The 24,567-nt window shown below is 62.2% G+C and carries 24 protein-coding genes; 20 read left to right on the top strand and 4 right to left on the bottom strand.

All coding sequences use genetic code 11. The features are described from left to right. The first annotated feature begins 91 nt into the window (after positions 1 to 91). From ABWV42_RS14090 to ABWV42_RS14080, 3 genes are read left to right on the top strand one after another with little or no spacing between them, the layout of a single operon-like run. Positions 92 to 250: a hypothetical protein gene (locus ABWV42_RS14090; RefSeq protein WP_255106334.1), complete on the top strand. Its 159-nt coding sequence runs from the start codon at positions 92 to 94 to the stop codon at positions 248 to 250. Further along, the gene (locus ABWV42_RS14085; RefSeq protein WP_353340721.1) at positions 240 to 1,745 is read left to right on the top strand and encodes a hypothetical protein; all 1,506 of its coding nucleotides are present in this window, start codon (positions 240 to 242) and stop codon (positions 1,743 to 1,745) included. Before ABWV42_RS14090 ends, ABWV42_RS14085 begins: the two co-directional genes overlap by 11 nt. 3 nt (positions 1,746 to 1,748) lie before the next feature. Further along, complete coding sequence (locus tag ABWV42_RS14080) at positions 1,749 to 2,678, top strand: site-specific tyrosine recombinase XerD (protein WP_255106330.1); 930 nt, start codon at positions 1,749 to 1,751, stop codon at positions 2,676 to 2,678. Here the strand turns inward: ABWV42_RS14080 and ABWV42_RS14075 are convergent. After that, positions 2,654 to 3,481, bottom strand: a complete 828-nt coding sequence (locus ABWV42_RS14075; protein ID WP_353340720.1) for a metallophosphoesterase family protein — start codon at positions 3,479 to 3,481, stop codon at positions 2,654 to 2,656. The genes ABWV42_RS14080 and ABWV42_RS14075 overlap by 25 nt on opposite strands. Before the next feature lie 70 nt (positions 3,482 to 3,551). Here ABWV42_RS14075 and ABWV42_RS14070 point away from each other — a divergent pair, with 70 nt between their 5' ends. From ABWV42_RS14070 to ABWV42_RS14040, 7 genes are all read left to right on the top strand, one after another. Then, positions 3,552 to 4,859, top strand: a complete 1,308-nt coding sequence (locus ABWV42_RS14070) for an HlyC/CorC family transporter (RefSeq protein WP_255106326.1) — start codon at positions 3,552 to 3,554, stop codon at positions 4,857 to 4,859. A gap of 156 nt (positions 4,860 to 5,015) precedes the next feature. Further along, positions 5,016 to 5,915, top strand: coding sequence for a DMT family transporter (locus ABWV42_RS14065; RefSeq protein WP_353340719.1), 900 nt, complete (start codon positions 5,016 to 5,018; stop codon positions 5,913 to 5,915). A gap of 208 nt (positions 5,916 to 6,123) precedes the next feature. Next, complete coding sequence (gene eno, locus ABWV42_RS14060; RefSeq protein ID WP_353340718.1) at positions 6,124 to 7,401, top strand: phosphopyruvate hydratase; 1,278 nt, start codon at positions 6,124 to 6,126, stop codon at positions 7,399 to 7,401. Beyond that, on the top strand, positions 7,398 to 8,012 hold the full coding sequence (locus ABWV42_RS14055; RefSeq protein ID WP_353340717.1) for a DUF7002 family protein: 615 nt from the start codon (positions 7,398 to 7,400) through the stop codon (positions 8,010 to 8,012). Before eno ends, ABWV42_RS14055 begins: the two co-directional genes overlap by 4 nt. Continuing rightward, a complete protein-coding gene (locus ABWV42_RS14050; RefSeq protein ID WP_353340716.1) occupies positions 8,000 to 8,491 on the top strand; it encodes an MEKHLA domain-containing protein in 492 nt (163 codons plus the stop codon). The genes ABWV42_RS14055 and ABWV42_RS14050 overlap by 13 nt, the downstream gene beginning before the upstream one ends. A gap of 58 nt (positions 8,492 to 8,549) precedes the next feature. Continuing rightward, a complete protein-coding gene (locus tag ABWV42_RS14045; protein WP_353340715.1) occupies positions 8,550 to 9,440 on the top strand; it encodes an alpha/beta fold hydrolase in 891 nt (296 codons plus the stop codon). Further along, complete coding sequence (locus tag ABWV42_RS14040) at positions 9,437 to 9,859, top strand: cupin domain-containing protein (RefSeq protein WP_353340714.1); 423 nt, start codon at positions 9,437 to 9,439, stop codon at positions 9,857 to 9,859. Before ABWV42_RS14045 ends, ABWV42_RS14040 begins: the two co-directional genes overlap by 4 nt. Before the next feature lie 79 nt (positions 9,860 to 9,938). Here the strand turns inward: ABWV42_RS14040 and ABWV42_RS14035 are convergent, their stop codons facing one another. After that, positions 9,939 to 11,057: an anhydro-N-acetylmuramic acid kinase gene (locus tag ABWV42_RS14035; RefSeq protein WP_353340713.1), complete on the bottom strand. Its 1,119-nt coding sequence runs from the start codon at positions 11,055 to 11,057 to the stop codon at positions 9,939 to 9,941. 467 nt (positions 11,058 to 11,524) lie between these two features. Between ABWV42_RS14035 and acs the strand changes: the two genes are divergently transcribed. The 10 genes from acs to ABWV42_RS13985 all read left to right on the top strand — a co-directional run bounded on the left by acs (position 11,525) and on the right by ABWV42_RS13985 (position 23,140). Then, the gene (gene acs / locus ABWV42_RS14030) at positions 11,525 to 13,489 is read left to right on the top strand and encodes an acetate--CoA ligase (protein ID WP_255106305.1); all 1,965 of its coding nucleotides are present in this window, start codon (positions 11,525 to 11,527) and stop codon (positions 13,487 to 13,489) included. A gap of 4 nt (positions 13,490 to 13,493) precedes the next feature. Beyond that, on the top strand, positions 13,494 to 14,180 hold the full coding sequence (locus ABWV42_RS14025; RefSeq protein WP_353340712.1) for an adenylate kinase: 687 nt from the start codon (positions 13,494 to 13,496) through the stop codon (positions 14,178 to 14,180). 76 nt (positions 14,181 to 14,256) lie between these two features. Further along, positions 14,257 to 14,514, top strand: a complete 258-nt coding sequence (locus ABWV42_RS14020; protein ID WP_255106302.1) for a DUF4212 domain-containing protein — start codon at positions 14,257 to 14,259, stop codon at positions 14,512 to 14,514. Positions 14,515 to 14,529: 15 nt separating this feature from the next. Continuing rightward, on the top strand, positions 14,530 to 16,317 hold the full coding sequence (locus tag ABWV42_RS14015) for a sodium:solute symporter family protein (protein ID WP_255106300.1): 1,788 nt from the start codon (positions 14,530 to 14,532) through the stop codon (positions 16,315 to 16,317). Between the two features lie 108 nt (positions 16,318 to 16,425). After that, positions 16,426 to 18,252, top strand: coding sequence for a DUF294 nucleotidyltransferase-like domain-containing protein (locus ABWV42_RS14010; protein ID WP_353340711.1), 1,827 nt, complete (start codon positions 16,426 to 16,428; stop codon positions 18,250 to 18,252). A gap of 78 nt (positions 18,253 to 18,330) precedes the next feature. Continuing rightward, the gene (locus ABWV42_RS14005) at positions 18,331 to 18,852 is read left to right on the top strand and encodes a hypothetical protein (RefSeq protein WP_353340710.1); all 522 of its coding nucleotides are present in this window, start codon (positions 18,331 to 18,333) and stop codon (positions 18,850 to 18,852) included. After that, complete coding sequence (locus ABWV42_RS14000) at positions 18,852 to 20,264, top strand: 3'-5' exonuclease (protein WP_255106290.1); 1,413 nt, start codon at positions 18,852 to 18,854, stop codon at positions 20,262 to 20,264. The genes ABWV42_RS14005 and ABWV42_RS14000 overlap by 1 nt, the downstream gene beginning before the upstream one ends. Positions 20,265 to 20,349: 85 nt before the next feature. After that, positions 20,350 to 20,847 carry a flavin reductase family protein gene (locus tag ABWV42_RS13995; protein WP_353340709.1) on the top strand — a complete coding sequence of 166 codons (498 nt, stop codon included), beginning with the start codon at positions 20,350 to 20,352 and terminating at the stop codon, positions 20,845 to 20,847. Between the two features lie 161 nt (positions 20,848 to 21,008). Further along, positions 21,009 to 21,980 (top strand): bifunctional enoyl-CoA hydratase/phosphate acetyltransferase, encoded by a 972-nt coding sequence (locus ABWV42_RS13990; RefSeq protein ID WP_255106287.1) that lies wholly within the window; start codon positions 21,009 to 21,011, stop codon positions 21,978 to 21,980. Further along, on the top strand, positions 21,977 to 23,140 hold the full coding sequence (locus tag ABWV42_RS13985) for an acetate/propionate family kinase (protein ID WP_353340708.1): 1,164 nt from the start codon (positions 21,977 to 21,979) through the stop codon (positions 23,138 to 23,140). The genes ABWV42_RS13990 and ABWV42_RS13985 overlap by 4 nt, the downstream gene beginning before the upstream one ends. Before the next feature lie 119 nt (positions 23,141 to 23,259). Here the strand turns inward: ABWV42_RS13985 and ABWV42_RS13980 are convergent, their stop codons facing one another. Together ABWV42_RS13980 and ABWV42_RS13975 are read right to left on the bottom strand one after the other, a co-directional pair. Further along, entirely contained in the window at positions 23,260 to 23,835 is a 576-nt protein-coding gene (locus ABWV42_RS13980; protein ID WP_353340707.1) for a TetR/AcrR family transcriptional regulator, read from the bottom strand. 8 nt (positions 23,836 to 23,843) lie between these two features. Next, positions 23,844 to 24,416, bottom strand: coding sequence for a dihydrofolate reductase family protein (locus ABWV42_RS13975; protein WP_353340706.1), 573 nt, complete (start codon positions 24,414 to 24,416; stop codon positions 23,844 to 23,846). Between the last annotated feature and the right edge of the window lie 151 nt (positions 24,417 to 24,567).

Here is a 24,567-nt window from a genome sequence, read left to right as displayed (position 1 = left end):
AAATTTCATCTTTCGGCACTGAATGACGTGATATTGCCGAAAAGGCCAGTTATAAGTTCCAAAAAAACAGGCAGAGTCATACGGGGTTACAATGGGCAAGCTGATCCTCTTCCTTTTCCTGCTGGTCGCATTGGCTGCGATCGGCCTTGTCGGCTACGCCTATGTTGGGCCGATCCTCGGGGCTGACTTCAGCGCACCTCAACAGGAAATCCGGGTTCCCGTGACCCTGACACCGACAAATGGCAACTAGGGCGCCCCTCGCGGCGCTGCTGCTGGCCGTGCCGACATCGCTTTGGGCGCAAGAGCCCGCACCGCTCTCGGCCATCGACTGGCTGAACCAGACTCCCACCGTCACGCTTCAGCTCGAAGAGCCGCCTGTCTCTGCCGGTGTCGAGACGCCCACCATCTCTGTCGACACGCTGGACGATCCCGGCCGCAACGCGGTGGGCCTCTTGCCGCCGCATATGACCGGCCTGCCCCAGACCCTCTGGCAGAACAGCCAGTCCGACCGCCTTGGCGCCCTGATCGCCGGGGCGCGCCCCGAACTCGTGCCCGCAACACAGGCGCTACTCTATACCCTGCTTCTGGCCGAGGCCAACCCGACCACCGATCCCGCCGGTCCCGACGCCATGCTGCTCACCCGCATCGACAAGCTGATGGAAATGGGTGCATTGGATCAGGCCGAGGCGCTGATCGACCGCGCAGGCCCCGACACCCCCGCCCTGTTCGAACGCTGGCTCGACATCACGCTCCTCTTGGGGCGCGAAGACCGCGCCTGCGCCCGCCTTGCCAAATCCCCACACCTCGCGCCGAACTATGCCACCCGCGTATTCTGTACCGCCCGCGCTGGCGAATGGTCAGCCGCTGTCCTGACCCTTGGCACCGCCAATGCGCTGGGCCTTCTCACCGCCGAGGAAGACGCGCTTCTGGCCCGTTTCCTCGATCCCGATCTCTTTGAAGGCGACCCGCTCGACGTGGCCACCGGCACGATCACGCCGCTGACCTTCCGCCTCTACGAAGCCATCGGCGAAGCTCGCCCCACCACCGGCCTGCCGCGCCCCTTTGCCCATGCGGACCTGCGTGAAACCGCCGGCTGGAAGGCCCGTCTCGATGCGGCAGAACGCCTGGCACGCACCGGCGCTTTGCCGGCCAACCGGTTGCTCGGCATCTACTCCGAAGGCAAACCCTCGGCCTCCGGCATGATCTGGGATCGTGTCGCCGCCGTGCAGGCCTTCGACCGCGCCATCGAGGCACAGGACGCCAACGCCGTGGCCGATACCCTCCCCTCCGCTTGGTCCGCCATGCAGTCGGTGCATCTCGAGGTGCCCTTCGCCCGCCTCTACGGCGAACGCCTCCTACGCCTGAAACTCACCGGTGTGAGCGCCCGCCTTGCCCGCGATGTCGCCCTCCTGTCGCCCGCCTATGAACTGGCGGCCAAGTCAGGCCCGCGCGATTTCCTTGCCGGTCTCGCCATGGGCTCGCCGCCCCGCACCCCGACCAACCCGCTGCACCGCGCCATCGCCGATGCCTTCCACGACGCGGGCGTGCCGCAGGACATCTCGACCATGCTTGTGCGCGGCCAACTGGGCGAGGTCATCCTGCGCGCCATGGACCAGATGGAGGCCGGCGCCTCCGGCGATCTTGCCGCCCTGACCAATGCGCTGGCGATCTTCCGCGCGGTTGGTCTCGAAGACACCGCCCGCCGCGCCTCCCTGCAGGCTGCCCTACTGGACTTCAGGGGGTAAAACATGAGCGTTTACAATTGGCTGGAGCTTTTTCTTGAAGCACAATCCGCCGAGCTCGGCGCCTCGGAAAACACCCTGATCAGCTACCGCCGCGACCTTGAGAACTTTGCCGCATGGGCCAATGACACCAAGGTCTCCGTCGCGGAAGCAACCCGCTCCGATATCGAAACCTACCTGATCCATTGCGAGGCCCAGGGCCTGGCCAAGTCCACCCGCGCCCGCCGCCTCTCCGCGATCAAACAGCTTTACCGTTTCGCCTTTGAAGAAGGCTGGCGCGACAGCAATCCGGCGATCCAGATCAAGGGTCCGGGCCGCGACAAACGCCTGCCAAAAACACTCGACGAAGCCGAGGTCGACCGCCTGCTTGAAGCCGCCCGCGCCTCTGGCCGCACCCCGTCAGACCGCCTGCGCAACACCTGTCTTCTGGAACTGCTCTACGCCACCGGAATGCGGGTCACGGAGCTGGTCTCCCTTCCAGTCTCTGCCGCCCGCGGTGATCCCAACATGCTGTTGATCATGGGCAAGGGCAGCAAGGAACGCATGGTGCCCCTGTCGCCACCGGCCCGCGCGGCCCTTGCCGACTGGCTCAAATCCCGCGACGAGGCCGAGGAAGCCGCCCGCGAAAAAGGCCACCCGAAATCCCGCTTCCTTTTCCCATCGCGGGGCAAATCCGGCCACCTCACACGGCACCGTTTCTACATGCTTATCAAGGAGTTGGCAGTCAATGGTGGTGTGTCACCTGAAAAGGTCACACCGCACACCCTACGCCACGCCTTTGCCACCCACCTGCTGGCCAACGGTGCCGACCTGCGGGTGATCCAGACCCTGCTTGGCCACGCCGACATTTCCACCACGGAAATCTACACCCACGTTCTTGATGAACGCCTGCGCGAGCTGGTGATGACCCATCACCCGCTGGCGGGCAAAACCTGATCGGCCCGCCGCAGCGCAGGCGGAAGAACATCCTCAGACGGCCAGATCCCCGAGGTCAGCGCCACGTGATACCCCTGCCGCAGGCCCACCGCTTCCATCGCCTCCCGCGCCGCCGTTGCATCATAGGCCAGCGTACAGAATTCAACCGTGCCGCCCTCCAGCACCGCATATCGCGTCGCCGTCCCGCCATCATGCGGCGGCATTCCGATCACCCCGGCATTCACCCAGTTCACACCGGCCACGTCCCGCTGAAACGGAATGCCACAATGCCCGGCAAGAACACCATCCAAACCACCCACAGCACGACGCACCACTTCGATTTCTTCCAAAAAATCAGCATCCTGCGAGGCACTCCAGAGAAACCGGCTGATGTCGCTCACCCCGCCATGCAGCACGGCCCAGCGTTTGCCTTCATGCGTAAACACCGCCAGATCCGGCAGCCCCGCCATCCACGCACGATCATCCGCCCCGATCTCGCGATCCGCATGGGCGTACCACCCTGCCGACAACAGGTCACAGGCGGTGCCCTCTTCAAATCCACAGCCACAGTCCATGGCATTGGCCGCAAGCTGCTTTTCGCAGTTCCCCGCCACCACGACACACCCGCTCCCGCGCACCCGCGCCACCGTTTCCGCAGGTGCCGCGCAATAGGCCACCACATCCCCCGTGCAGATCATTCGCGCGGGCGCAATGCCGCGACGCGCCCCTTCGGACAAAAGCGCCTCGGTGGCCTGCAAATTGGAATATGGCCCGCCAAATACCAGCACAGGCCCCTCAAGCACGCCCAGATCGACAATTCTCATCCGCTGATCCCTTGATTGCGCGCCCCGCGCGCCCCATAACCCAAGTGACCTAAGAGGATAGACACCGAAAATGGAAGTCACGACATCGTCATTGGATGCAGGGTTCTGGATCACCGCAGGCGCCATTCTGGGGCTGCTGGTGCTGTCCGGGTTCTTCTCCGGCTCGGAAACCGCGCTGACCGCCGCGTCGCGCGGCAAGCTGCGCACGCAGGCCGACAAGGGAAACCGCGGCGCCGCCCGCGCCCTGCGCATCACCGAAGACAATGAACGTCTGATCGGCTCGGTGCTGCTGGGCAACAACCTCGTCAACATCCTCGCGGCCTCGCTCGCCACCGCGATCTTCACCCGCGCCTTTGGCGAATCCGGCGTGGCGCTGGCCACCCTCGTCATGACCCTCCTGGTCCTGATCTTCGCCGAGGTTCTGCCCAAGACCTACGCGATCTCGAACCCCGAAGGCGCGGCCGCCCGCGTCGCCGCCCCCATCGGCGTGCTGGTCACCCTCTTTGCCCCCATCGTCAGCGCCGTGCGCCTTCTTGTGCGCGGCGTCCTGCGCGTGGTGGGCGTCAAGATCGACCCCGACAGCCACATCCTCGCCGTGCGCGAGGAAATCGCCGGCGCGATCCAGCTCGGCCACTCCGAAGGCATCGTCGAGAAAGAAGACCGCGACCGCATCCTCGGCGCGCTGGACCTTGCCGACCGCGCCGTCGAGGAAATCATGCTGCACCGTTCGGGCATCGAGATGATCGACGCCGACAACGATGCCACCGCGATCCTGAACCAATGTCTTGAAAGCAACCACACCCGCCTGCCGGTGTTCAAGGACGACCCCGAGAACATCATCGGCGTGGTCCACGCCAAAGACCTGTTCCGCGCGCTCTACCAGCGGATTTCCAACGCCGAGGGCGCCTTCGAAAGCCTCACCGACTTCGCCATCGCAGAGGTCGCTAAAGAGCCCTACTTCGTCCCCGAGACCACCTCGCTCGACGACCAGATGCGTGAATTCCTGCGCCGCCATTCGCACTTTGCGCTGGTGGTCGACGAATACGGCTCGCTTCAGGGCCTTATCACGCTCGAGGACATCCTTGAAGAAATCGTCGGCGAGATCACCGACGAATTCGACATCGACGACGAGCCGGAAATCGCCCGCTCGGATGACGGCCAGTTCCTGATCGACGGCGCGATGACGATCCGCGACCTGAACCGCGCAACCGACTGGGCGCTGCCGGATGACGAGGCCAACACGATTGCCGGTCTGGTGATCCACGAAGCCCAGATGATCCCCACCGTCGGACAGGTCTTCTCGTTCCACGGTTTCCGCTTCGAGGTCATGGACCGCGAGGCCAACCGCATCACAAGCCTCAAGATCCGCCCGCTCTGAGACCATAAGCACGGCGCATGTACTGCGCCCTGCCATCACGCCCCGTGATACGTGGCCTCACAAAATCCCATGGCGCAATGTCGCAAATACGCTTGCGCCATGCCCGGATTTGTCGCTTCTGGTCGTTAACACGCGAACTCTTTTGCAGGCCATTTCATGAACAACGTCCAGGGCATCCTTCTCATCGTCCTCGCCATGGCGGGCTTTACCCTTGAAGACATGTTCATCAAGGCCCTGTCGTCGTCGCTGGCCACCGGCCAGATCCTGATCGGCCTCGGCATCGGCTCATCGCTGATCTTCGCCATCACCGCCACTCTCAAGGGCCAGAACCTCTTTGCCCGCACCGCCTGGCGTGCCCCCCTCCTGTGGCGTGCCGCCAGCGAAGGCTTTGCCGCGATGTTCTTTGCCTCCGCCCTCGCGCTGGTCGACATCTCCACCGTCGCCGCCGTGTTTCAGGCCCTGCCGCTGGTCCTCACCATGGGCGCGGCCCTCTTCCTCGGCGAACAGGTCGGCTGGCGGCGCTGGAGCGCGATCGGCATCGGCTTTATCGGCGTCCTGATGATCATCCGCCCCGGCTTCGAAGGCTTCCAGCCCGCAACCCTCCTTGTCCTCGTCGCCGTGGTTGCCGTGGTGGCCCGCGATCTCATCACCCGCCGTATTGACGCCGCCGTCTCCTCCTACGTGGTCTCCTTCCAGGGCTTTGCCTCGCTGATCATCGCGGGCGGGCTGATGCTGGCCTTCACCGGCACGCCCCTTGCCGCCATCGACAGCGCACAATCCGGCATGTTCGCAGGCGCCATCGTCTTCGGCGCCCTCGGCTATCTCGGCATCGTCATCGCCATGCGCGTGGGCGAAGCCTCGGTTGTCGCGCCCTTCCGCTACACCCGGCTGGTCTTCTCCATGCTGGTCGGCGTCTTCGTCTTCTCCGAACGCCCCGACCTGCCCACCCTGCTCGGCTCCGGCCTGATCATCGCCACCGGCCTCTACACCTTCCTGCGCGAACGCCGCCTCTCGCGCCCGGTGGCCGAACCACAGGCCGAGTTCCCGCAGGACTGATCCGCTTCAATGCACCTCTAAATACTTCGGGGTGAATGGGGCCGGCCCTGCCGGACCCAGAGGGGCAGCGCCCCTTCGCCTCATTCCGGGGCCAACATGTCGCTGTTCGCGCTAACCTGCCGCATCCCTGCGCTCAGGCCGTTTACATTCGCCACGCCCCTGCTATGAAACGCGCAAACGACCATATTCCCAAGGAAGTAGAGTCCCGATGAGCACCATTATCGACATCCACGCCCGCGAAATCCTCGACAGCCGTGGCAACCCCACCGTCGAAGTCGACGTGATCCTCGAAGACGGCACCATGGGCCGCGCCGCCGTGCCTTCGGGCGCCTCGACCGGGGCCCACGAAGCCGTGGAAAAGCGCGATGGCGACAAGGACCGCTATCTCGGCAAAGGCGTTCTCGAGGCGGTGGCCGCCGTCAACGGCGAAATCGCCGAGGCGCTGGTCGGCTTTGACGTGACCGAACAGGTTGCCATCGACGAAGCCATGATCGAACTCGACGGCACCCCGAACAAGGGCCGCCTCGGCGCAAACGCCATCCTCGGCGTCTCGCTGGCCGTCGCCAAGGCCGCTGCCGATTTCACCGCCCAGCCCCTGTTCCGCTACGTTGGCGGCACCTCGGCGCGCATCCTGCCGGTGCCGATGATGAACATCATCAACGGCGGCGAACACGCCGACAACCCGATCGACATCCAGGAATTCATGATCATGCCTGTGTCGGCGGCCAACATCAAAGAAGCCGTGCGCATGGGTGCCGAAGTCTTCCACACCCTGAAAAAAGAACTCTCCGCCGCAGGCCTGTCGACCGGCATCGGCGACGAAGGCGGCTTTGCCCCCAACATCGCCTCGACCCGCGACGCCCTCGACTTCATCAAGACCTCGGTCGAAAAAGCCGGCTACAAGCTGGGTGAAGACATCTACCTCGCCCTCGATTGCGCCTCCTCGGAATACTACAAGGACGGCAAATACGAGCTGAAAGGCGAAGGCAAATCGCTGACCTCGGCCGAAAACGCCCAGTACCTCGCCGATCTCTGCAACGACTACCCGATCATCTCGATCGAAGACGGCATGGACGAAGACGACTGGGAAGGCTGGAAAATCCTGACCGACATGATCGGCGACAAGGTCCAGCTGGTCGGTGACGATCTCTTCGTGACCAATCCCGCCCGCCTCGCCGACGGCATCGCCCAGGGCGTCGCCAACTCGATGCTGGTCAAGGTGAACCAGATCGGCTCGCTGACCGAGACCCTCAAGGCCGTCGACATGGCACACCGCGCCCGCTACACCAACGTGATGTCGCACCGCTCGGGTGAAACCGAAGACGCCACCATCGCCGACCTCGCGGTTGCCACCAACTGCGGCCAGATCAAAACCGGCTCGCTGGCGCGTTCGGACCGGCTCGCGAAATACAACCAGCTGATCCGCATCGAAGAACTGCTCGGCGAAACCGCCGAATACGCAGGCCGCTCGATCCTCAAGGCATGACCGCGGATGAGTTTGCAAAACTTGTGGGCGACTATGTCGTCCACAAGACCGCAAGCTCAAATCTGGACTGCATCAACAAACATGGTTTGATGTGTGCCGAAACCCTTGCGCAAAAAGCGGGAATTCCTTCCAATTATCTCGTTCTTAGAAAGGAACGACTGCAAGGAACTCTTGACGGTTTCCCCGTCATTTTAAACGACCAAAAGCCTCTCCGTGCTGGTCAGAATAAGCTAGAATTCCTTGAAGGGCATTCAATGGAAAGCTGGTCAAAACAACTGGATCAGAGAGTGTTCTTTTGGCCGCAACGTCGCGGGGCGGCATTCAACAAACGCCTGTCAGACGAAACCGGAGGACTTCACGAATTCCTCCTCGACAGCCGAAAACTCCACCGCCAATTCAAAGACAACCTCTATCTTTCCCCGATCAATTCGGGCAACGCGACGCGGAGCCCAAGCAAACGCGGCGACTGGCTCTATGTTTGCGTCGCAACCAAATCGCCTGAACAATTCAAGCGAAACCGCCAAATGGAACGCGCGGATCGGGTGGCGGAGATCTCTTTGACCGCTGATATACCCCCGGTCCTGCTTCAGGAGTTGGGATGGAAAACCTGACTGCCATAGCCTCGAACCTGCAAACCATGCACGCCCCCTCCCACCAGAACGCCTACCAACCTGCCCACGCCACCCTCCTGGCCACCACCTTCGCGCGCCTTCTGGGCCGGCCTCTGCATGACCCCGACACCGCCAAAGCCCTCTACCACGCGCCCTTCCCGATCCTGTCGCACAACACAGCAACCGATCCGGTCCTGACCTATGGCAACCTCGCGGCCCAGCACCTGTGGGAGATGGACTGGCAGACGCTCACCTCCATGCCCTCGCGCCGCACTGCCGAACCGGCTGAGCGCGGCCAGCGCGACGCCATGTTCGCCGAGATGCGTCAGAAAGGCTTTATCGAGAACTACGCCGGCATCCGCGTCTCCGCCACCGGCAGGCGGTTCGAAATTCGCAACGCCATCATCTGGCCCCTGACCGACGCCACGGGCACCAAACTGGGCGAAGCCGCCACCTTCAGGGATGTGCGCCCCCTCTGACGCCCCTCACGCAACGTCAGGGTTTGCCCCCCGCGCGTCCCGGCCTAATTTCGCGCGGATGACCTATTCGATTTCCCACACCCCCATCGGCAGCCACACCGCCAGCGCCCTGCATTTTCCGGGCGACGGGCCTGCCCTGCATTTCTACCACGCCAACGGCTTTGGCCCGGCCTGCTACCAGCCCTTTTTGCAAAGCCTCGCCACGCAGTATGATGTCCACGCGCTCGAGATGCGGCCCTTCTGGCCCTCCAAACCACACCCGCTGCGCCACCGTGGCTGGGATCAATACGCCGATGACCTGATCGCCTGGCTTGATGCCAATGCCATGGGCCCGATCCTTGCCGTCGCGCATTCCATGGGCTCTGCCGCCACCGCCATGGCCGCCGTCAAACGCCCCGACCTGTTTCGCGGCCTCGTCCTGATCGAACCCTCGGGCGCCACCCGCCGCATCGCCACCATGATGCGCCTCCTGCCCTACGGCCTGCGCAGCCGCCTCGGCCCGGCGCCTGCCACTTTCCACCGCCGCGCCCACTGGCCCGACCGCACCGCCGCCTTTGCCGAACTGCGCGCCATCCCCGCCTACAAGCGGTTTGACGACGACGCCCTCGCCACCCTCGTCGACAACATCACCGAGGAAGACACCCGCGGCATCACCCTGCGGTTTTCGCCGCGCTGGGAAGGCCACAACTTCGTCACGCCACCGCACACGCTGCCAACCCTAAAGGCTCTCACCGTGCCAACCCGCATCCTCGCGGCCAAACCCTCGCTCTTCGTGCCCCCAGAAAGCCTTGCCGCATTGGCAAAGGCGCGGCCCGACATCCCCCTCACCCACCTGCCCGACCGCGGCCACCTCTTCCCGCTCGAAGTGCCGGAGGTCGCGGCCACTCTGGCGCACGAGGCGCTTTCGCACTTGCAAGCCCCGTCCCCTTCGGCAAATGTCGCGGCATGACTGCTGATGAGATCATTGCCCGCCTGAACCTCGCCCCGCACCCCGAAGGCGGCCACTATCGCCAGACATGGATTGCCGAGGCCAAAGACGGCCAGCGCCCCGCTGGCACGGCGATCTATTTCCTGCTCAAATCCGGCGAACGCAGCCATTGGCACCGCGTCGATGCCACCGAGATCTGGCACCACTACGCCGGCGCACCGCTGAACCTGGACCTCGCCACCACCGAGGCAGGCCCAAAACAGGTGCACCGCTTAGGCCCCGACCTCGCCGCAGGTCAGCTCCCACAGGTCATCGTGCCCGAAAACCACTGGCAATCGGCCGAAACCACAGGCGACTGGACATTGGTGGGATGCACCGTATCCCCCGCCTTCCAGTTCGAAGGCTTCACCTTGGCCGCACCGGGGTTCGATATTCCCTGAATTTCTTCTTGGCCCAAATACCCCGGGGTGAATTGCCCCGCACGGGGCAAGAGGGGCAGCGCCCCTTATTGACCTTCCTTTACTCCGGATCGCTCACCACGCCGCCACCGACAAGCGCGCTCACCCCCGTGGTCGCCGGACAGGAGGTCGGCAGCCCCCGCGCCACCCGCACAGCGAGATAGGCAAAGGCCTGCGCCTCCAGCATATCGCCATCCAGCCCGACCTCCTCGACCGGCACCACCGGACAGTCAAGCGACACCCGCAGCATTTCCATTAGCACCGGGTTCTTGCGCCCGCCCCCGGTCACAAGCACCTTTTCCGGCGGCTTCGGACAATGCGCCATGCCCGCCGCAACGCCGGCGGCACACATCGCCGTCAGGGTGGCCGCCGCATCCGCATCCGACAATTCGCGCACCAGGCCGACCATCTCGGCAAAGTCATTGCGGTCAAGCGACTTGGGCGGCATCCGCGTGAAATACGGCTCGGCAAGGAACAACTCGAGCGCCCCGGTCTCCACCTCGCCCTCCATCGCCACCGCCCCGTCGCGGTCACAGTCCAGACCCAGCCGCTCGCGCATCAGGTCGTTGACCGGCGCATTGGCAGGCCCCGTGTCAAACGCCAAAAGCGCGCCCTCGTCTTCCGGCGCCGCCTTGCGCGGATCAACCCAGGTGATATTGCCAACCCCGCCGAGGTTCAGGAAACACAAGGGTCGCTCGCCCCCGATCCACTTGGCACAGGCGAAATGGAAAAACGGCGCCAGCGGCGCGCCTTCGCCTCCCAGCTGCACATCGGACGAGCGGAAATCCCAGACCACCGGACGCCCCAGCGCCTCGGCCAGCGCCTGACCATCGCCCACCTGGCAGGTCCCGCGCCCGCGCGGCTCATGCGCAAGGGTCTGACCGTGAAACCCGATCAGGTCCACATCTTCGAACCCTCTCAATACCTCGATATGCGCCGCTTCGACAATCCGAGCCGCCTTGTCTGCCGCTCCGCCGCCCCACGTCCCCAAGGCCGCGGTCAGCACGTCCCGTTCTTCCTGACTGTAGGCGCGGTAGTCCTGTGCCCCGAACCCCACAATGCGCAGACCATCGGTCTCGACCACCGCCGCATCGACCCCGTCAAGCGAGGTGCCCGACATTGCGCCAAGCGCGCGCATGATCCCGAAATTCGCCTTTTTGCCTGATCCGACCGTCTTCATGGCCCTGCCCTTTTGCATGACATTCTGCACATCCGTTCCGGCGGATGCTCCGGGTCCAGTGATACTGCAAGCCCCGTGCTCGGTCCATCGCCCGTGCAACGATTCCCAATGCGGTATTTCTTGCCGGCCTTGCAGCGCAAATATTCACGATGAACGATTTGTCACACCTCGGTAGAATTGGGTATTAGGCCGCAATCCCCCGTTTTCAAGGGTCAGTAAACGCCTTTTCAAAACACCGTTGACTCTCAATCGCTTGCTTTTGCAGGGGTTTTTACAAATTCTGGCAAATTATTTACAACTTCGACAGGGCGTCTGGAAAAGTCTTCACAAAAACTTCCTTAGCTTTCGGCTACTTATTTCATAATTTTCAGTCTTGGGTATGATCCCAAGCAACGCCGGATAAAGGAGGATCATCCTGCGTTCCGGCAGGTTAAAGCCATTTGTCAACACCAGAGGGAGGAGCCTCGATGTCGTCTGAAGCCACCGCAAACCCCACCTATCCGCCATCCGCCGAAATGATCGCGCGTGCCCATGCGGATGAAGCGAAATACAATGAAATGTACGCGGCCTCGATGGCAGATCCCGAAGCGTTCTGGGCCGAGCACGGCAAGCGCGTCGACTGGATCAAGCCCTTCACCAAGGTCAAGAACACGTCCTTTGCCCCCGGCAACATCGACATCAAGTGGTTCGAAGACGGCACCCTGAACGTCGCCGCCAACTGTATCGACCGCCACCTCGAAACCCGCGGCGACCAGACCGCCATCATCTTCGAACCGGATGATCCGAACGAAGAAGCCCAGCACATCACCTACAAACAGCTGCACGTGTCGGTCTGCAAGATGGCCAACATCCTGGAAGACATGGGCGTGCGCAAAGGCGACCGCGTTATCATCTACCTCCCGATGATCCCGGAAGCCGCCTATGCAATGCTGGCCTGTGCCCGTATCGGCGCGATCCACTCGATCGTATTCGCGGGCTTCTCGCCCGACGCTCTCGCTGCCCGTGTCAACGGCTGTGACGCCAAGGTGGTCATCACCGCAGACACCGCACCGCGCGGTGGCCGCAAGACCGCTCTCAAGTCGAACGCAGACGCAGCCCTCCTGCACTGCAAGGACACCGTGAAATGCCTCGTGGTCAAGCGCACCGGCGACCAGACCACCTGGATCGACGGCCGTGACTTCGACTACAACGAAATGGCGCTGGAAGCAGACGACTATTGCAAGCCCGCCGAGATGAACGCCGAAGACCCGCTGTTCATCCTCTACACCTCGGGTTCGACCGGTCAGCCCAAGGGCGTTGTTCACTGCTCGGGCGGCTATCTCGTCTTCGCATCGATGACCCACCAGTATACCTTCGACTACCACGAAGGCGACATCTTCTGGTGTACCGCTGACGTGGGCTGGGTCACCGGCCACAGCTACATCGTCTACGGCCCGCTGGCCAACGGCGCGACCACCGTCATGTTCGAAGGCGTTCCGACCTACCCCGATGCCTCGCGCTTCTGGCAGGTCTGCGAAAAGCATAAAGTCAACCAGTTCTACACCGCCCCCACCGCGATCCGCGCCTTGATGGGCCAGGGCAACGAGTACGTCGAGAAATGCGACCTCTCCGACCTGCGCGTCCTCGGCACCGTGGGTGAGCCGATCAACCCGGAAGCCTGGAACTGGTACAACGACGTAGTCGGCAAGGGCAAATGCCCGATCGTTGACACCTGGTGGCAGACCGAAACCGGTGGCCACATGATGACCCCGCTGCCGGGCGCACACGCGACCAAGCCGGGTTCGGCCATGAAGCCCTTCTTCGGCATCAAGCCGGTTGTTCTCGACCCGCACTCGGGCGAAGAAATCACCGGCAACGGCGTCGAAGGCGTTCTGTGCATCGGCGACAGCTGGCCGTCGCAAATGCGTACCGTCTGGGGCGACCACGAGCGTTTCGAGAAAACCTACTTCTCGGACTACAAGAACTACTACTTCGCGGGTGACGGCTGCCGCCGTGACGAAGGCGGTGACTACTGGATCACCGGCCGCGTCGACGACGTGATCAACGTTTCGGGCCACCGCATGGGCACCGCCGAAGTGGAAAGCGCACTTGTTGCACACGCCGCCGTGGCCGAGGCCGCCGTTGTGGGCTACCCGCACGACATCAAGGGTCAGGGCATCTACTGCTACGTCACCCTGATGAACGACCAGGAACCGTCGGAAGAGCTGCGCAAGGAACTGCGCACCTGGGTCCGCACCGAGATCGGCCCGATCGCATCGCCCGACCTCATCCAGTGGGCCCCCGGCCTGCCGAAAACCCGTTCGGGCAAGATCATGCGCCGCATCCTGCGCAAGATCGCCGAAAACGACTACGGCTCGCTGGGCGACACCTCGACCCTTGCAGATCCGTCGGTCGTGGACGACCTGATCGAAAACCGCATGAACAAGGGTTAATTCGATGGACGGAGCAACCACCGCATCGACCGCCCCGGTTCTGATCCTTCTCGGCCCTCCGGGGGCCGGGAAAGGCACCCAGGCCCGTATGCTCGAAGAGAAATTCGGGCTGGTTCAGCTCTCCACCGGCGATCTTCTGCGCGCAGCCGTTGCTGCGGGCACCGAAGCCGGTCTGGCCGCCAAAGCCGTGATGGAAGCCGGGGATCTGGTCAGCGACGAAATCGTGATCAACATCCTGCGCGATCGCCTTGCCGATGAGGACTGCGCCAAGGGCGTGATCCTCGACGGCTTCCCGCGCACCACCGTACAGGCAAGCGCGCTGGACGATCTGCTGGCGGAAAGCGGCCAGAAGATCAACGCCGCCATCAGCCTCGAGGTCGAGGACGCCGCAATGGTGACCCGCATCTCGGGCCGCTACACCTGCGCCGGTTGCGGCGAAGGCTATCACGACGAATTCAAGCAGCCCGCCGTCGACGGCGTCTGCGACAAATGCGGAGGCACGGAAATGAAACGCCGCGCCGACGATAACGCCGAAACCGTGGCAAGCAGACTTGAGGCCTACCACGCGCAGACGGCACCGCTCATTGCCTACTACGAAGGCAAGGGCAGCCTGCAACGCACCGACGCCATGGGCGACATCGCTGTAATCGCAGGCAATCTGAGCGCGATTGTCGAAAAGGCAACCGCGTAAAGGGGAAGTGTAAAGAACGCGGGGCTGGTCCCCCGCGTTTCTTTGCGGAGGAAACGGAAAAGAGGGAGGAGCCATCATGGCCGACAACTCATCCAACAACGATTATTGGAAAGCCAATATTCGCATCATTCAGATCAGCCTCGTTATCTGGGCGCTGGTCTCTTTCGGGTTCGGCATCCTGCTGCGCCCGGCGCTGAGCGGCATCGCCGTCGGCGGAACCGACCTGGGCTTCTGGTTTGCCCAGCAAGGTTCGATCCTGGTCTTCCTGGCGCTGATCTTCTTCTACGCCTGGCGCATGAACAAACTCGACGCCGAACACGGCGTGGAAGAATAAGAGGACTGAGGGACAATGGATCAGTTTGTACTTAACTGGATCTTTATCGGTGCGAGCTTTGCGCTCTACATCGGTATTGCCGTATGGGCCCGCGCGGGCTCGACTTCTGAATTCTATGCTGCTGGCCAGGGTGTTCACCCCGTCGTCAACGGTATGGCAACTGGTGCTGACTGGATGTCGGCAGCGTCGTTCATCTCGATGGCCGGCCTGATCGCATTCACCGGCTATGACAACTCGTCGTTCCTGATGGGCTGGACCGGTGGTTACGTTCTGCTTGCTCTGATGCTGGCACCGTACCTGCGTAAGTTCGGCAAATTCACCGTTTCGGAATTCATCGGCGACCGCTTCTACTCGCCCACCGCACGCCTGGTGGCCGTTATCTGTCTGATCGTGGCTTCGACCACCTACGTGATCGGCCAGATGACCGGTGTTGGCGTTGCCTTCGGCCGCTTCCTGGAAGTTGACAACACCACCGGTCTGCTGATCGGCGCCTGTGTTGTTTTCGCCTACGCCGTTTTCGGCGGCATGAAGGGTGTGACCTACACCCAGGTTGCACAGTACTGCGTTCTGATCATCGCCTACACCATCCCGGCGATCTTCATCTCGCTGCAGCTGACCGGCAACCCGATCCCGGCCCTGGGCCTGTTCGGCGAGCACGCTGCTTCGGGTGAACCGCTGCTGGCGAAACTGGACGCAATCGTGACCGAGCTGGGCTTTGCCGAGTATACCGCACACCACGCCGACACGCTGAACATGGTTCTGTTCACCCTGTCGCTGATGATCGGTACCGCGGGTCTGCCCCACGTCATCATGCGCTTCTTCACCGTTCCCACCGTTTCGGCGGCACGTTGGTCGGCTGGCTGGACCCTGGTGTTCATCGCCCTGCTGTACCTCACCGCTCCGGCTGTTGGTGCAATGGCACGTCTGAACATCTCGGAACTGATGTGGCCGAATGGTACTTCGTCCGAGCCGGTATCGGTTCAGATGATGGAAGACGAAGCTCAGTATGACTGGATGGCCACCTGGCAGAAAACCGGTCTTCTGAACTGGGAAGACAAAAACGGCGACGGCAAAATCGCGTACTTCAACGACAAGAACGCGGACAAAGTTGCCGAAATGGAAGCCGCTGGCTGGGGTAGCGAGAACGAACTGGTCAAGTTCAACCGCGACATCCTGGTTCTGGCCAACCCGGAAATCGCCAACCTGCCGGGTTGGGTGATCGCCCTGGTTGCTGCCGGTGGTCTGGCTGCCGCTCTGTCGACCGCTGCAGGCCTCCTGCTCGCGATCTCCTCGGCGGTATCGCACGACCTCATCAAAGGCGCTATCAGCCCGAACATCTCGGAAAAAGGCGAACTGATGTCGGCACGTATCTCGATGGCTGTTGCTATCGCGGTCGCGACCTACCTCGGTCTGAACCCTCCGGGCTTCGCCGCACAAACCGTTGCTCTGGCATTCGGTCTGGCCGCTGCGTCGATCTTCCCGGCCCTGATGATGGGTATCTTCACCAAGGTGAACAACAAGGGCGCCGTTGCAGGTATGCTGGCAGGTCTGGTCGTAACCCTGATCTACATCTTCCTGCACAAAGGCTGGTTCTTCATCCCGGGTACCAACTCGTTCTCGGATGCTGACCCGCTGCTCGGCACCATCAAGTCGACCTCCTTCGGTGCAATCGGTGCAATGATCAACTTCGCAGTTGCCTTCATGGTCTCGAAGTCGACCGATCCGATCCCGGCCGAAATCGACGAACTGGTCGAAAACGTCCGTATCCCGAAAGGTGCAGGCGCAGCCGCCGCAGGTCACTAAGAGGCTCTGGTCGGGCAGTCCCCTGCGACTGCCCGCCATCTTTAAATTTGGTCCTGTCCGGTTCATATCGGACAGGACTTTTTTATTTCTCCTCCAAGGTCGATTCCCATGCCTCTCACCCAAGAACAGATCCTGCGTTTCCTGAAATCGGTTCACCCCTACGACGCCCTCGCCCCCGAGGTTCTCGAGGAATACGCCCCCCTGTTCGAAGCCTGGGAAATCGAAAAAGGCTTTTCGGTTTATGACCTTGGCGAAAAGCTCCCCGGCCTGTTTCTGGTCTACGAAGGCCAGATCGAGGTCTCGGATGAAAACGACGTGGTGGTCTCGCACCTCGGCATCCGCAACTCCTTTGGCGAACGCGGCCTCCTGCGCGACGGCATCTCCGTCACCAGCGCCCGCGCCGATGAACACTCCATCCTCCTGGTGCTGCCCCCGATCCCCTTCTACAAGCTGATCGAGGACCACGAGGTCGCCCGCAAGTTCTTTGACCGCACCCGCATCGAAAAACCCCGCGGCAACGATCTGGCCACCAGCCGCGTTGAAACCCTGATGGCCCACAGCCCCGTCACCTGCCCCCCCGATGCCACCGTACAGGACGCCGCTATCCTGATGCGCGACAAGGGCATTTCCTCGCTCTGTATCAGCGCCGAAGGCGACGCACTCACCGGCATTCTCACCACCCGCGACCTGTCTGGCAAAGTGCTGGCCAAGGCCCTGCCCGTCACCACCCCGATTTCGGATGTCATGACCCGTAACCCCGTCACGCTTGCGCCCACCGCCATCGGCTCGGACGTGCTGCACGCCATGATGGAGATGAAGATCGGCCACATCCCGATCGTCGAGGCGGGCAAACTGGTTGGCATCGTCACCCAAACCGACCTGACCCGCTTTCAGGCCGTCAGTTCGGCCGAACTGGTCAGTGAAATCGCACATGCCGACACCGCAGAAGAGATGGCCAAGGTCACCGACCGCATCCCGCAACTGCTGGTGCAACTGGTTGCCGGCGGCAACCGCCACGAGGTCGTCACCCGCCTGATCACCGACATCGCCGACACCGCCACCCGCCGCCTTCTGGCCCTTGGCGAACAGAAACTCGGCCCCGCCCCCGTGCCCTACCTCTGGCTGGCCTGCGGTTCGCAGGGGCGTCAGGAACAGACCGGCGTCAGCGATCAGGACAACTGCATCGTCCTGCATGACAGCGCCACCGAAGCCGACATGGCCTATTTCGCCGATCTCGCCACCTTCGTCTGCGACGGCCTCAACACCTGCGGATATGTCTACTGCCCCGGCGACATGATGGCCACCAACCCGCGCTGGTGCCAACCGCTCAAGGTCTGGAAGGGCTACTTCGACAAGTGGATCAACAAACCCGATCCCGAGGCCCAGATGCTGGCCTCCGTCATGTTCGACCTGCGCCCCATCGGCGGCCACCGCCACCTGTTCGACGACTTGCAGGAAGATACGCTCACCGCCGCCTCGAAGAACTCGATCTTCGTGGCCCACATGATTTCGAACTCGCTCAAGCACCAACCGCCGCTGGGTCTCTTGCGTGGCTTCGCCACCATCCGCTCGGGTGAACACAAGAACCAGCTCGACATGAAACACAACGGCGTTGTGCCGATCGTCGATCTTGGCCGCATCTACGCGCTTCAGGGCCAGCTGACCGAGGTCAATACCCGCGCCCGTCTCGAAGCCGCCGAACATTCCGGCGTGCTAAGTTCGTCCGGTGCCCGCGATCTTCTGGACGCCTACGACCTGATCGCCGAGACTCGCCTGCTGCACCAGGCCGAGCGCGTCAAGAACGGACTGGCGCCCGACAATTACCTGCTGCCCGCCGAACTTTCGGATTTCGAACGCAGCCACCTGCGCGACGCATTCGTCGTGGTGAAATCCCTGCAATCCGCCATCGGCCACGGCCGTGGCATGCTGGGTTAACAAAGATGACGGCACACCGTCCGGGGTGGAGGCCCCGGTCGGAGCGTGTCACGGGGCCATCCCCGAGGAGGAGAAGACATGTTTTTTGAACTGATCGCCACGCTGGTTGCCGGCATCGCCGCCGCCGGGATCGTTTTCGTGATCAACCGCAGCCTCAAGGGCCGCCTGCCCCGCTGGCTGATGCCGGTCGCCGCCGGTCTTGCCATGCTGGCCGCCACCATCAGCAACGAATACGGTTGGTTCCCGCGCCAGACAGACAATATGCCCCCCGAGTTCGTCATCGCCGAAAGCGTCGAAGCCACCGCCTTCTACCGCCCCTGGACCTATCTCTTCCCCTTCGTGGAACGCTTCGTCGCCGTCGACACCGCCACCATCAACCGCCACCCCGCCGTGCCTGAGCGCCGTATTGCCGAGATCTTCCTCTACTCGCGCTGGTCGCCGGTCAAATCGCTGGGCGTTCTCGCCGATTGCGAGGCCCTGCGCCGTGCCCCGATCACCGAGGCCGTGCAGATGAACGATGACGGGTCGGTCGAGGGCGTAAAATGGTCGACCGTCCCCGCCACCGACCCGATCCTCAAGACAATCTGCGAGGCAAGCTGATGTTTACCCAACTGAGCCTGCGCGTCCGCGTCTTCCTGTTCTTCGTCTTCATCGCCGTCGCCGGTGTTGCCCTGATCGGCCTCGCCCTTGCCCTCGGCTATCGCCGCGCCCTCGAAGGCGACATGATGTCCGGCTTCGTCTTCTCCGGCATCCTTGCAGGCTTTGGCCTGATCGGCCTCTCGGTCGGCATCTGGCTTCTGTTCGATGAAAACGTCGCCAAACCCATCGAACGTATCGCCGCGACCATGCGCACCAATGCCCATGCTGGCGTCGATTCCTCGGTCGACACCCATCAGGCACGCTATCTCGGCGATCTCGCTCCCGCCGCTCAGGCCGTCTCGACCCAGCTCAGCCAGACCACCCTTGATCGCGCCGAAGCCGTAGCCCAGGAAACCGCCCGCCTCGCCGCCGAAAAGGAACGTCTGACCTCGCTCCTGACCGACATTCCCGTGGCCATGGTGCTGGTCAACCCCGCCCACCAGATCGTGCTGTATGATGGTCAGGCGGCAAGCGTCCTTGGCCAGATCCACACCCCGCGCCTCAACGCCTCGATCTTCGATTACTTCCGCAAGGACGAAATCCTCGCCGCCTATACCCAGCTTGCAAAGACCGGCAAGGAAGTCGCCTTCGAGGTCCACGGCGTCGAAGGACGGCTCACTTTCGATGCCCGCCTGAAACCGGTCGGCCACGCCCCCGGCTATATGCTGCTGATCGATGAGGCCCATGCCGAAATCTCGCCCGACGCCGCCCGCCCGCTGATCTATGACTTCGACCTCATGGAACACGACAGCGAACGCGCGCTCGAGGACACGCCGCTCACCACCCTGAACTTCGTGGTGTTCGACACCGAAACCACCGGCCTCCTGCCGCACAAGGACGAGATCGTGCAAATCGGTGCAGTGCGCGTGGTCAACGGCCGCATCGTGCCCGGCGAAGAGATCAACCAACTGGTCAATCCCGGCATGAAGATCCCCGCCGCCTCGACCAAGGTGCACCACGTCACCAACGAAATGGTCGCCGACGCCCCCGGCATCGACACCGTGTCGCGCGATTTCCACAAGTTCGCCAATGGCTCGGTCATCGTCGCCCACAACGCCCCCTTCGACATGGCCTTCCTCAAGCGTCATGGCAAACGGCTTGGCGTGGCATGGGATCACCCGATCATCGACACCGTTCTTCTCTCGGCCGTCCTCTTCGGGGCCAGCGAAACCCACACCCTCGATGCCCTGTGCGACCGCCTCGGCGTGACCATCCCGCCCCACCTGCGCCACACCGCCCTTGGCGACGCGCAGGCCACCGCCGAAGTGCTGTGCAAACTGCTGCCCATGCTGCAATCGCGCGGCTATGCCACCTTCGGCGAGGTCATCCGCGAAACCCGCAAACACGGCCGCCTGCTCGAAGATCTCAACTGAACGCCGCGAAACCCCTTGCGCGTGGACACAAATAGCGTAAATGCGGGCAAACCCACCACGCGCGAACAACAAGGGTCAATCAGTCATGGTCATGCGGTTCTCACCGGATGAAGACAACACGCGCGCCTTTCGCGATGCGCTTGGGCGTTTTGCGACCGGCGTCACCGTCATCACCGCCCCGTCCCCGACGGGCGGCATCGGCATGACGGCCAACAGCTTCTCCTCGGTTTCCCTCGATCCGGCGCTGGTGCTCTGGGCCCCCTCCAAGACCTCGCTGCGCTATCCCCATTTCGAAACCGCCACGCATTTCGCGATCCACGTCATGGGCGAAGACCAGAAAGACATCGCGATGCGCTTTGCCAAACAGGGCGATGCCTTCGAAGGCCTGTCGGTGCACCTGAGCGACAACGGCGTCCCGCTGATCGACAACTGCCTCGCCCGTTTCGAATGCTCGACCTCGGCCCTGCACGATGCTGGCGATCATGCCATCATGGTCGGCCAGGTTGACCACGTCATGCTGAAAACCGGCAGCCCGCTGGTCTTTGCCAACGGCCAGTTCGGCAGCTTCCTTGCGGAAACCTGATTGCCCCCGTCGCGGCAGTTTCATGACAGCTGCATGAAATTTCACCATTCCGCCACGGCACCTGCGCCGCTTGGCCCAGGATTTGTCCTGTGTCATTTTCGCGTGACCCTTGGATGCATAATACCGCCACTGCACGAGTAACAACCGTAAGGAGCAAACCGGTGATACTCCCCGTTGACCAGACCAAGACCGAAGCCGAAATCCAGGACATGGGCGCAAGCTTTGCCCATATGCTCGAGGTCACCCGGCCGCTCGATCCGATCCCCACGGCCATCGTGCATCCCTGCGACGACACCTCCCTCGAAGGCGCTCTTGCCGCCCGCGATCACGGGTTGATCGTGCCCATCCTCGTCGGCCCCGAAGACCGCATCCAGGCCGCCGCCGATGAAGCCGGCCTCACCCTCGACGGCGTCGAGATCGTCTCGACCAAACACAGCCATGACTCAGCCAAGCAGGCGGTGCTGATGGTGCGTCAGGGCAAGGCTCAGGCCCTCATGAAAGGAGCACTCCACACCGACGAGATCATGTCCGAAGTGGTCCACAAGGAACGCGGCCTGCGCACCGAACGCCGGATGAGCCACGTCTTCGTGCTCGACGTGCCCACCTACCCCAAACCGCTCCTGATCTCGGATGCCGCGATCAACATCTTTCCCGATCTCGAAACCAAGGCCGACATCGTCCAGAACGCCATCGAACTGGGCCATGCGCTTGGGGTCGACCTGCCCAAGGTCGCGATCCTCTCGGCGGTGGAAACCATCTATCCCAAGATCCCCTCGACCGTCGAAGCCGGCGCGCTCTGCAAGATGGCCGACCGCGGCCAGATCACCGGTGGCCTGCTCGACGGCCCGCTCGCCTTTGACAACGCGGTCAGCAAGGAAGCCGCCGAAACCAAGGGCATCGTCTCCGAAGTAGCAGGCGATCCCGACGTCCTGATTGCCCCCGACCTCGAAGCGGGCAACATGATTGCCAAACAGCTGATCTACCTCGCCAGCGCCGACGCGGCAGGCATCGTTCTCGGCGCCCGCGTGCCCGTCATGCTGACAAGCCGCGCCGACGGCACCTTGTCGCGTGTCATCTCAGCGGCACTGGCGCTATTGCTCGTCCACCATCGCCAAGGAAAGGGCATCCTGTGACCAACGCCATTCTGGTTCTGAACGCGGGCAGTTCGTCGATCAAATACGCCATCTACAAGGCCGACTCCGATCGCAAGCTGATTTCCAAGGGCCTGATCGACCGGATCGGCCACGGCCCCGCGCACCACGGACCAAATCACAGCACCCCCCTGCCCGTCCCGCATGAGTCCGGCCACAAGGAAGCCCTCGCCTGGCTGACCGCCGACCTGCAAGAGCGCTTCCCCGATCTGCACGTGGTCGCCGCCGGTCACCGCGTGGTGCATGGCGGGCACGATTTCACCGGTGCCGCCTTGATCGACGCCGACGTGATCCAGCGCATCACCGCCCTTGCCCCGCTCGCCCCGGCCCACCAGCCGCACAACCTCTCGGGCATCGCCGCCCTCAGCGCGGTCTGGCCCGACCTGCCGCAGGTCGCCTGTTTCGACACCGCCTTTCACCGCACGCAGGATCGCCTTGCCCAGCTGTTCGCCATTCCCCGCGAACTCACCGATGACGGCGTGCTGCGCTACGGCTTTCACGGCCTCAGCTACGAATACATCGCCTCGCGCCTGCCCGATTTCCTCGACACCGAAACCCAGCGCCGCGTGGTTGTCATGCACCTCGGCCACGGCGCCAGCGTCTGCGCCATGAAAGACGGCAACTCGGTGGCCACCTCGATGGGCTACACCGCGCTTGACGGCTTGATGATGGGCAAACGCTGTGGCGAGATCGACCCCGGCGTGATCTTCCACCTGATCCGCGACATGGCCATGAGCGTCGACGAGGCCGAGGAACTGGTCTCCTCCAAGTCGGGCCTCTACGGCGTCTCCGGCGGCATCAGCAGCGATATGCGCGACCTCGCCGCCAGCGATGACCCGGCCGCACAGGAAGCCATCGACCTCTTCATCTTCCGCGCCTACCGCCAGATCGGAGCCATGGCCGCCGTGCTTGGCGGCATCGACGCCATCGTCTTCACCGCCGGCATCGGCGAAAACGCCGCCAACATCCGCGCCGGCATCCTCAAGGGCTGTGAATGGCTTGGCGCCGACCTCGACCCCGAAGCCAACGCCGCCCGCGGCCCCGTGATCACCACCCCCGACAGCCGTCTCAAAGCCCTCGTGATCCCCACCGACGAAGAAGGCGTCATCGCCGACCAAACCCTCGCCCTCCTGCAAGGGTGAAGAGGGATTGTCTGAGGGGGGATAACGCTCCCTTTGAAAACCACTGGTGGATCAATCTCCCACAGATCTTTGCGAGAGTTCAGAATCTCGAAACAGTCGCAATCCGGAAATGGTAGACGCTACCCTGTTTCTTTCGAATGCCCTGCTCCCTCGCCAACCGCCGCGTGCGCCAAAACCCAATCCACTCCACGCAAGTATTCATCTACACTTAACGTCGCGCCACTACCGCTAGTTGCGGAGAGAACAAACCCATGTGTGTAGTCGATGAGAAGGTGTAAGAGCACATTGTCATGGTCTCCATTGCCCAGTTCCCGAACACAGGACTGCAACTCATTCGTGATGTAGCGGAGTTCTCGCCCCATTAGTGAAACATCGTCGAGAACAGCCCGCAAAAGGTTGGCGTTTAGGACAGCGCGATGGAAATATGCGCTCAAAATGCTCCGAACCTTTTCAGCCGGGCAATCTCCACCAACACTTTGAAGCGTATTGTGAAAAGCCAATTCAACCAGTTCGGCTACTAGCTCTTTCTTACTACCAGAATGATAGGTCACAGCCATCGGTGTAACCTTCAACTTTTCGGCGATCAAACGGAATGACAGAGCATCCACACCCATGCTTTGGACAATTGGCAACGCGGCTTGAAGGATTACGCTCTTTGACAGGTGTTGACTTGATTTCGTAGGTCGGCCGGCCATTGGAGAACTCACTCGTTCTTCACAGAATAGTCGAGGTCAACCATGCCCGAAGGAAACGGTGTGGCAGAAATCAAATCCAAATCAATATCACCCCCGTTTTGTCCAAAAATCCGAATCCCATCCCCCAACAAAATCGGAACTATTGTGATCTTCATGTCTTGAACATAGCCTGCTTTGATGAAGGATTGCACAACTGCACCACCATCGACATAGACGCGGTTGAATCCTCGCTGATCGAGCGTCTTCCATAATTCTTGCGGTGTTTCGGTTGAAAACTCGATTCTTGTGCGAAGATGGTCAGGCAGGTCTTCGGTCGTCATGGATTGGCTCAGAACCACAACAGGTTTTGAATACGGCCACTCACCAAATCCAAGCACGGTTTTCAGCGATCCAGTCCCCATAACCAGTACATCGATACTGTCCATGAACACATTGAAACCGTGATCTTCGCCGGACGCAGGTTGCTTATTTAGCCAGTCGAGCGAGTGATCTTTTCTAGCAACAAATCCGTCAAGGCTCATTGCCATCATGACGTGTCCTGTGGGCATTGGCTCTTCCTCACAATTAAATTTATACGTCATATAATTTATTTCTCCAATGGCATCAAGCGCGCTTTTGATACGCACTACTTAGGTTGGTGAATTAGGAAAAGGCAGGCATTTGCCGCGCAGCAGAGGATGAGAATTCCAACCTCAAAACATCATTCCCCCGCACCCACCAACACCTATCCCT

Source organism: Pelagimonas sp. KU-00592-HH (assembly GCF_040369695.1).
Lineage (GTDB): Bacteria > Pseudomonadota > Alphaproteobacteria > Rhodobacterales > Rhodobacteraceae > Shimia.
This window is presented reverse-complemented; position numbering and strand designations above follow the sequence as displayed.

Excerpts from the sequence above, each read along its gene's own strand:
- ABWV42_RS14065 (WP_353340719.1), top strand. The coding sequence starts at position 5,016 with ATGAACAACGTCCAGGGCATCCTTCTCATCGTCCTCGCCATGGCGGGC.
- ABWV42_RS14000 (WP_255106290.1), top strand. The coding sequence starts at position 18,852 with ATGTTTACCCAACTGAGCCTGCGCGTCCGCGTCTTCCTGTTCTTCGTC.
- ABWV42_RS14025 (WP_353340712.1), top strand. The coding sequence starts at position 13,494 with ATGGACGGAGCAACCACCGCATCGACCGCCCCGGTTCTGATCCTTCTC.
- ABWV42_RS14055 (WP_353340717.1), top strand. The coding sequence starts at position 7,398 with ATGACCGCGGATGAGTTTGCAAAACTTGTGGGCGACTATGTCGTCCAC.
- ABWV42_RS14090 (WP_255106334.1), top strand. The coding sequence starts at position 92 with ATGGGCAAGCTGATCCTCTTCCTTTTCCTGCTGGTCGCATTGGCTGCG.
- eno (WP_353340718.1), top strand. The coding sequence starts at position 6,124 with ATGAGCACCATTATCGACATCCACGCCCGCGAAATCCTCGACAGCCGT.
- ABWV42_RS13995 (WP_353340709.1), top strand. The coding sequence starts at position 20,350 with ATGGTCATGCGGTTCTCACCGGATGAAGACAACACGCGCGCCTTTCGC.
- ABWV42_RS14010 (WP_353340711.1), top strand. The coding sequence starts at position 16,426 with ATGCCTCTCACCCAAGAACAGATCCTGCGTTTCCTGAAATCGGTTCAC.
- ABWV42_RS14075 (WP_353340720.1), bottom strand. The coding sequence starts at position 3,481 with ATGAGAATTGTCGATCTGGGCGTGCTTGAGGGGCCTGTGCTGGTATTT.
- acs (WP_255106305.1), top strand. The coding sequence starts at position 11,525 with ATGTCGTCTGAAGCCACCGCAAACCCCACCTATCCGCCATCCGCCGAA.
- ABWV42_RS14050 (WP_353340716.1), top strand. The coding sequence starts at position 8,000 with ATGGAAAACCTGACTGCCATAGCCTCGAACCTGCAAACCATGCACGCC.
- ABWV42_RS14040 (WP_353340714.1), top strand. The coding sequence starts at position 9,437 with ATGACTGCTGATGAGATCATTGCCCGCCTGAACCTCGCCCCGCACCCC.
- ABWV42_RS14035 (WP_353340713.1), bottom strand. The coding sequence starts at position 11,057 with ATGAAGACGGTCGGATCAGGCAAAAAGGCGAATTTCGGGATCATGCGC.
- ABWV42_RS14085 (WP_353340721.1), top strand. The coding sequence starts at position 240 with ATGGCAACTAGGGCGCCCCTCGCGGCGCTGCTGCTGGCCGTGCCGACA.
- ABWV42_RS14020 (WP_255106302.1), top strand. The coding sequence starts at position 14,257 with ATGGCCGACAACTCATCCAACAACGATTATTGGAAAGCCAATATTCGC.
- ABWV42_RS14015 (WP_255106300.1), top strand. The coding sequence starts at position 14,530 with ATGGATCAGTTTGTACTTAACTGGATCTTTATCGGTGCGAGCTTTGCG.
- ABWV42_RS13975 (WP_353340706.1), bottom strand. The coding sequence starts at position 24,416 with ATGACGTATAAATTTAATTGTGAGGAAGAGCCAATGCCCACAGGACAC.
- ABWV42_RS13980 (WP_353340707.1), bottom strand. The coding sequence starts at position 23,835 with ATGGCCGGCCGACCTACGAAATCAAGTCAACACCTGTCAAAGAGCGTA.
- ABWV42_RS14005 (WP_353340710.1), top strand. The coding sequence starts at position 18,331 with ATGTTTTTTGAACTGATCGCCACGCTGGTTGCCGGCATCGCCGCCGCC.
- ABWV42_RS14080 (WP_255106330.1), top strand. The coding sequence starts at position 1,749 with ATGAGCGTTTACAATTGGCTGGAGCTTTTTCTTGAAGCACAATCCGCC.
- ABWV42_RS14045 (WP_353340715.1), top strand. The coding sequence starts at position 8,550 with ATGACCTATTCGATTTCCCACACCCCCATCGGCAGCCACACCGCCAGC.
- ABWV42_RS14070 (WP_255106326.1), top strand. The coding sequence starts at position 3,552 with ATGGAAGTCACGACATCGTCATTGGATGCAGGGTTCTGGATCACCGCA.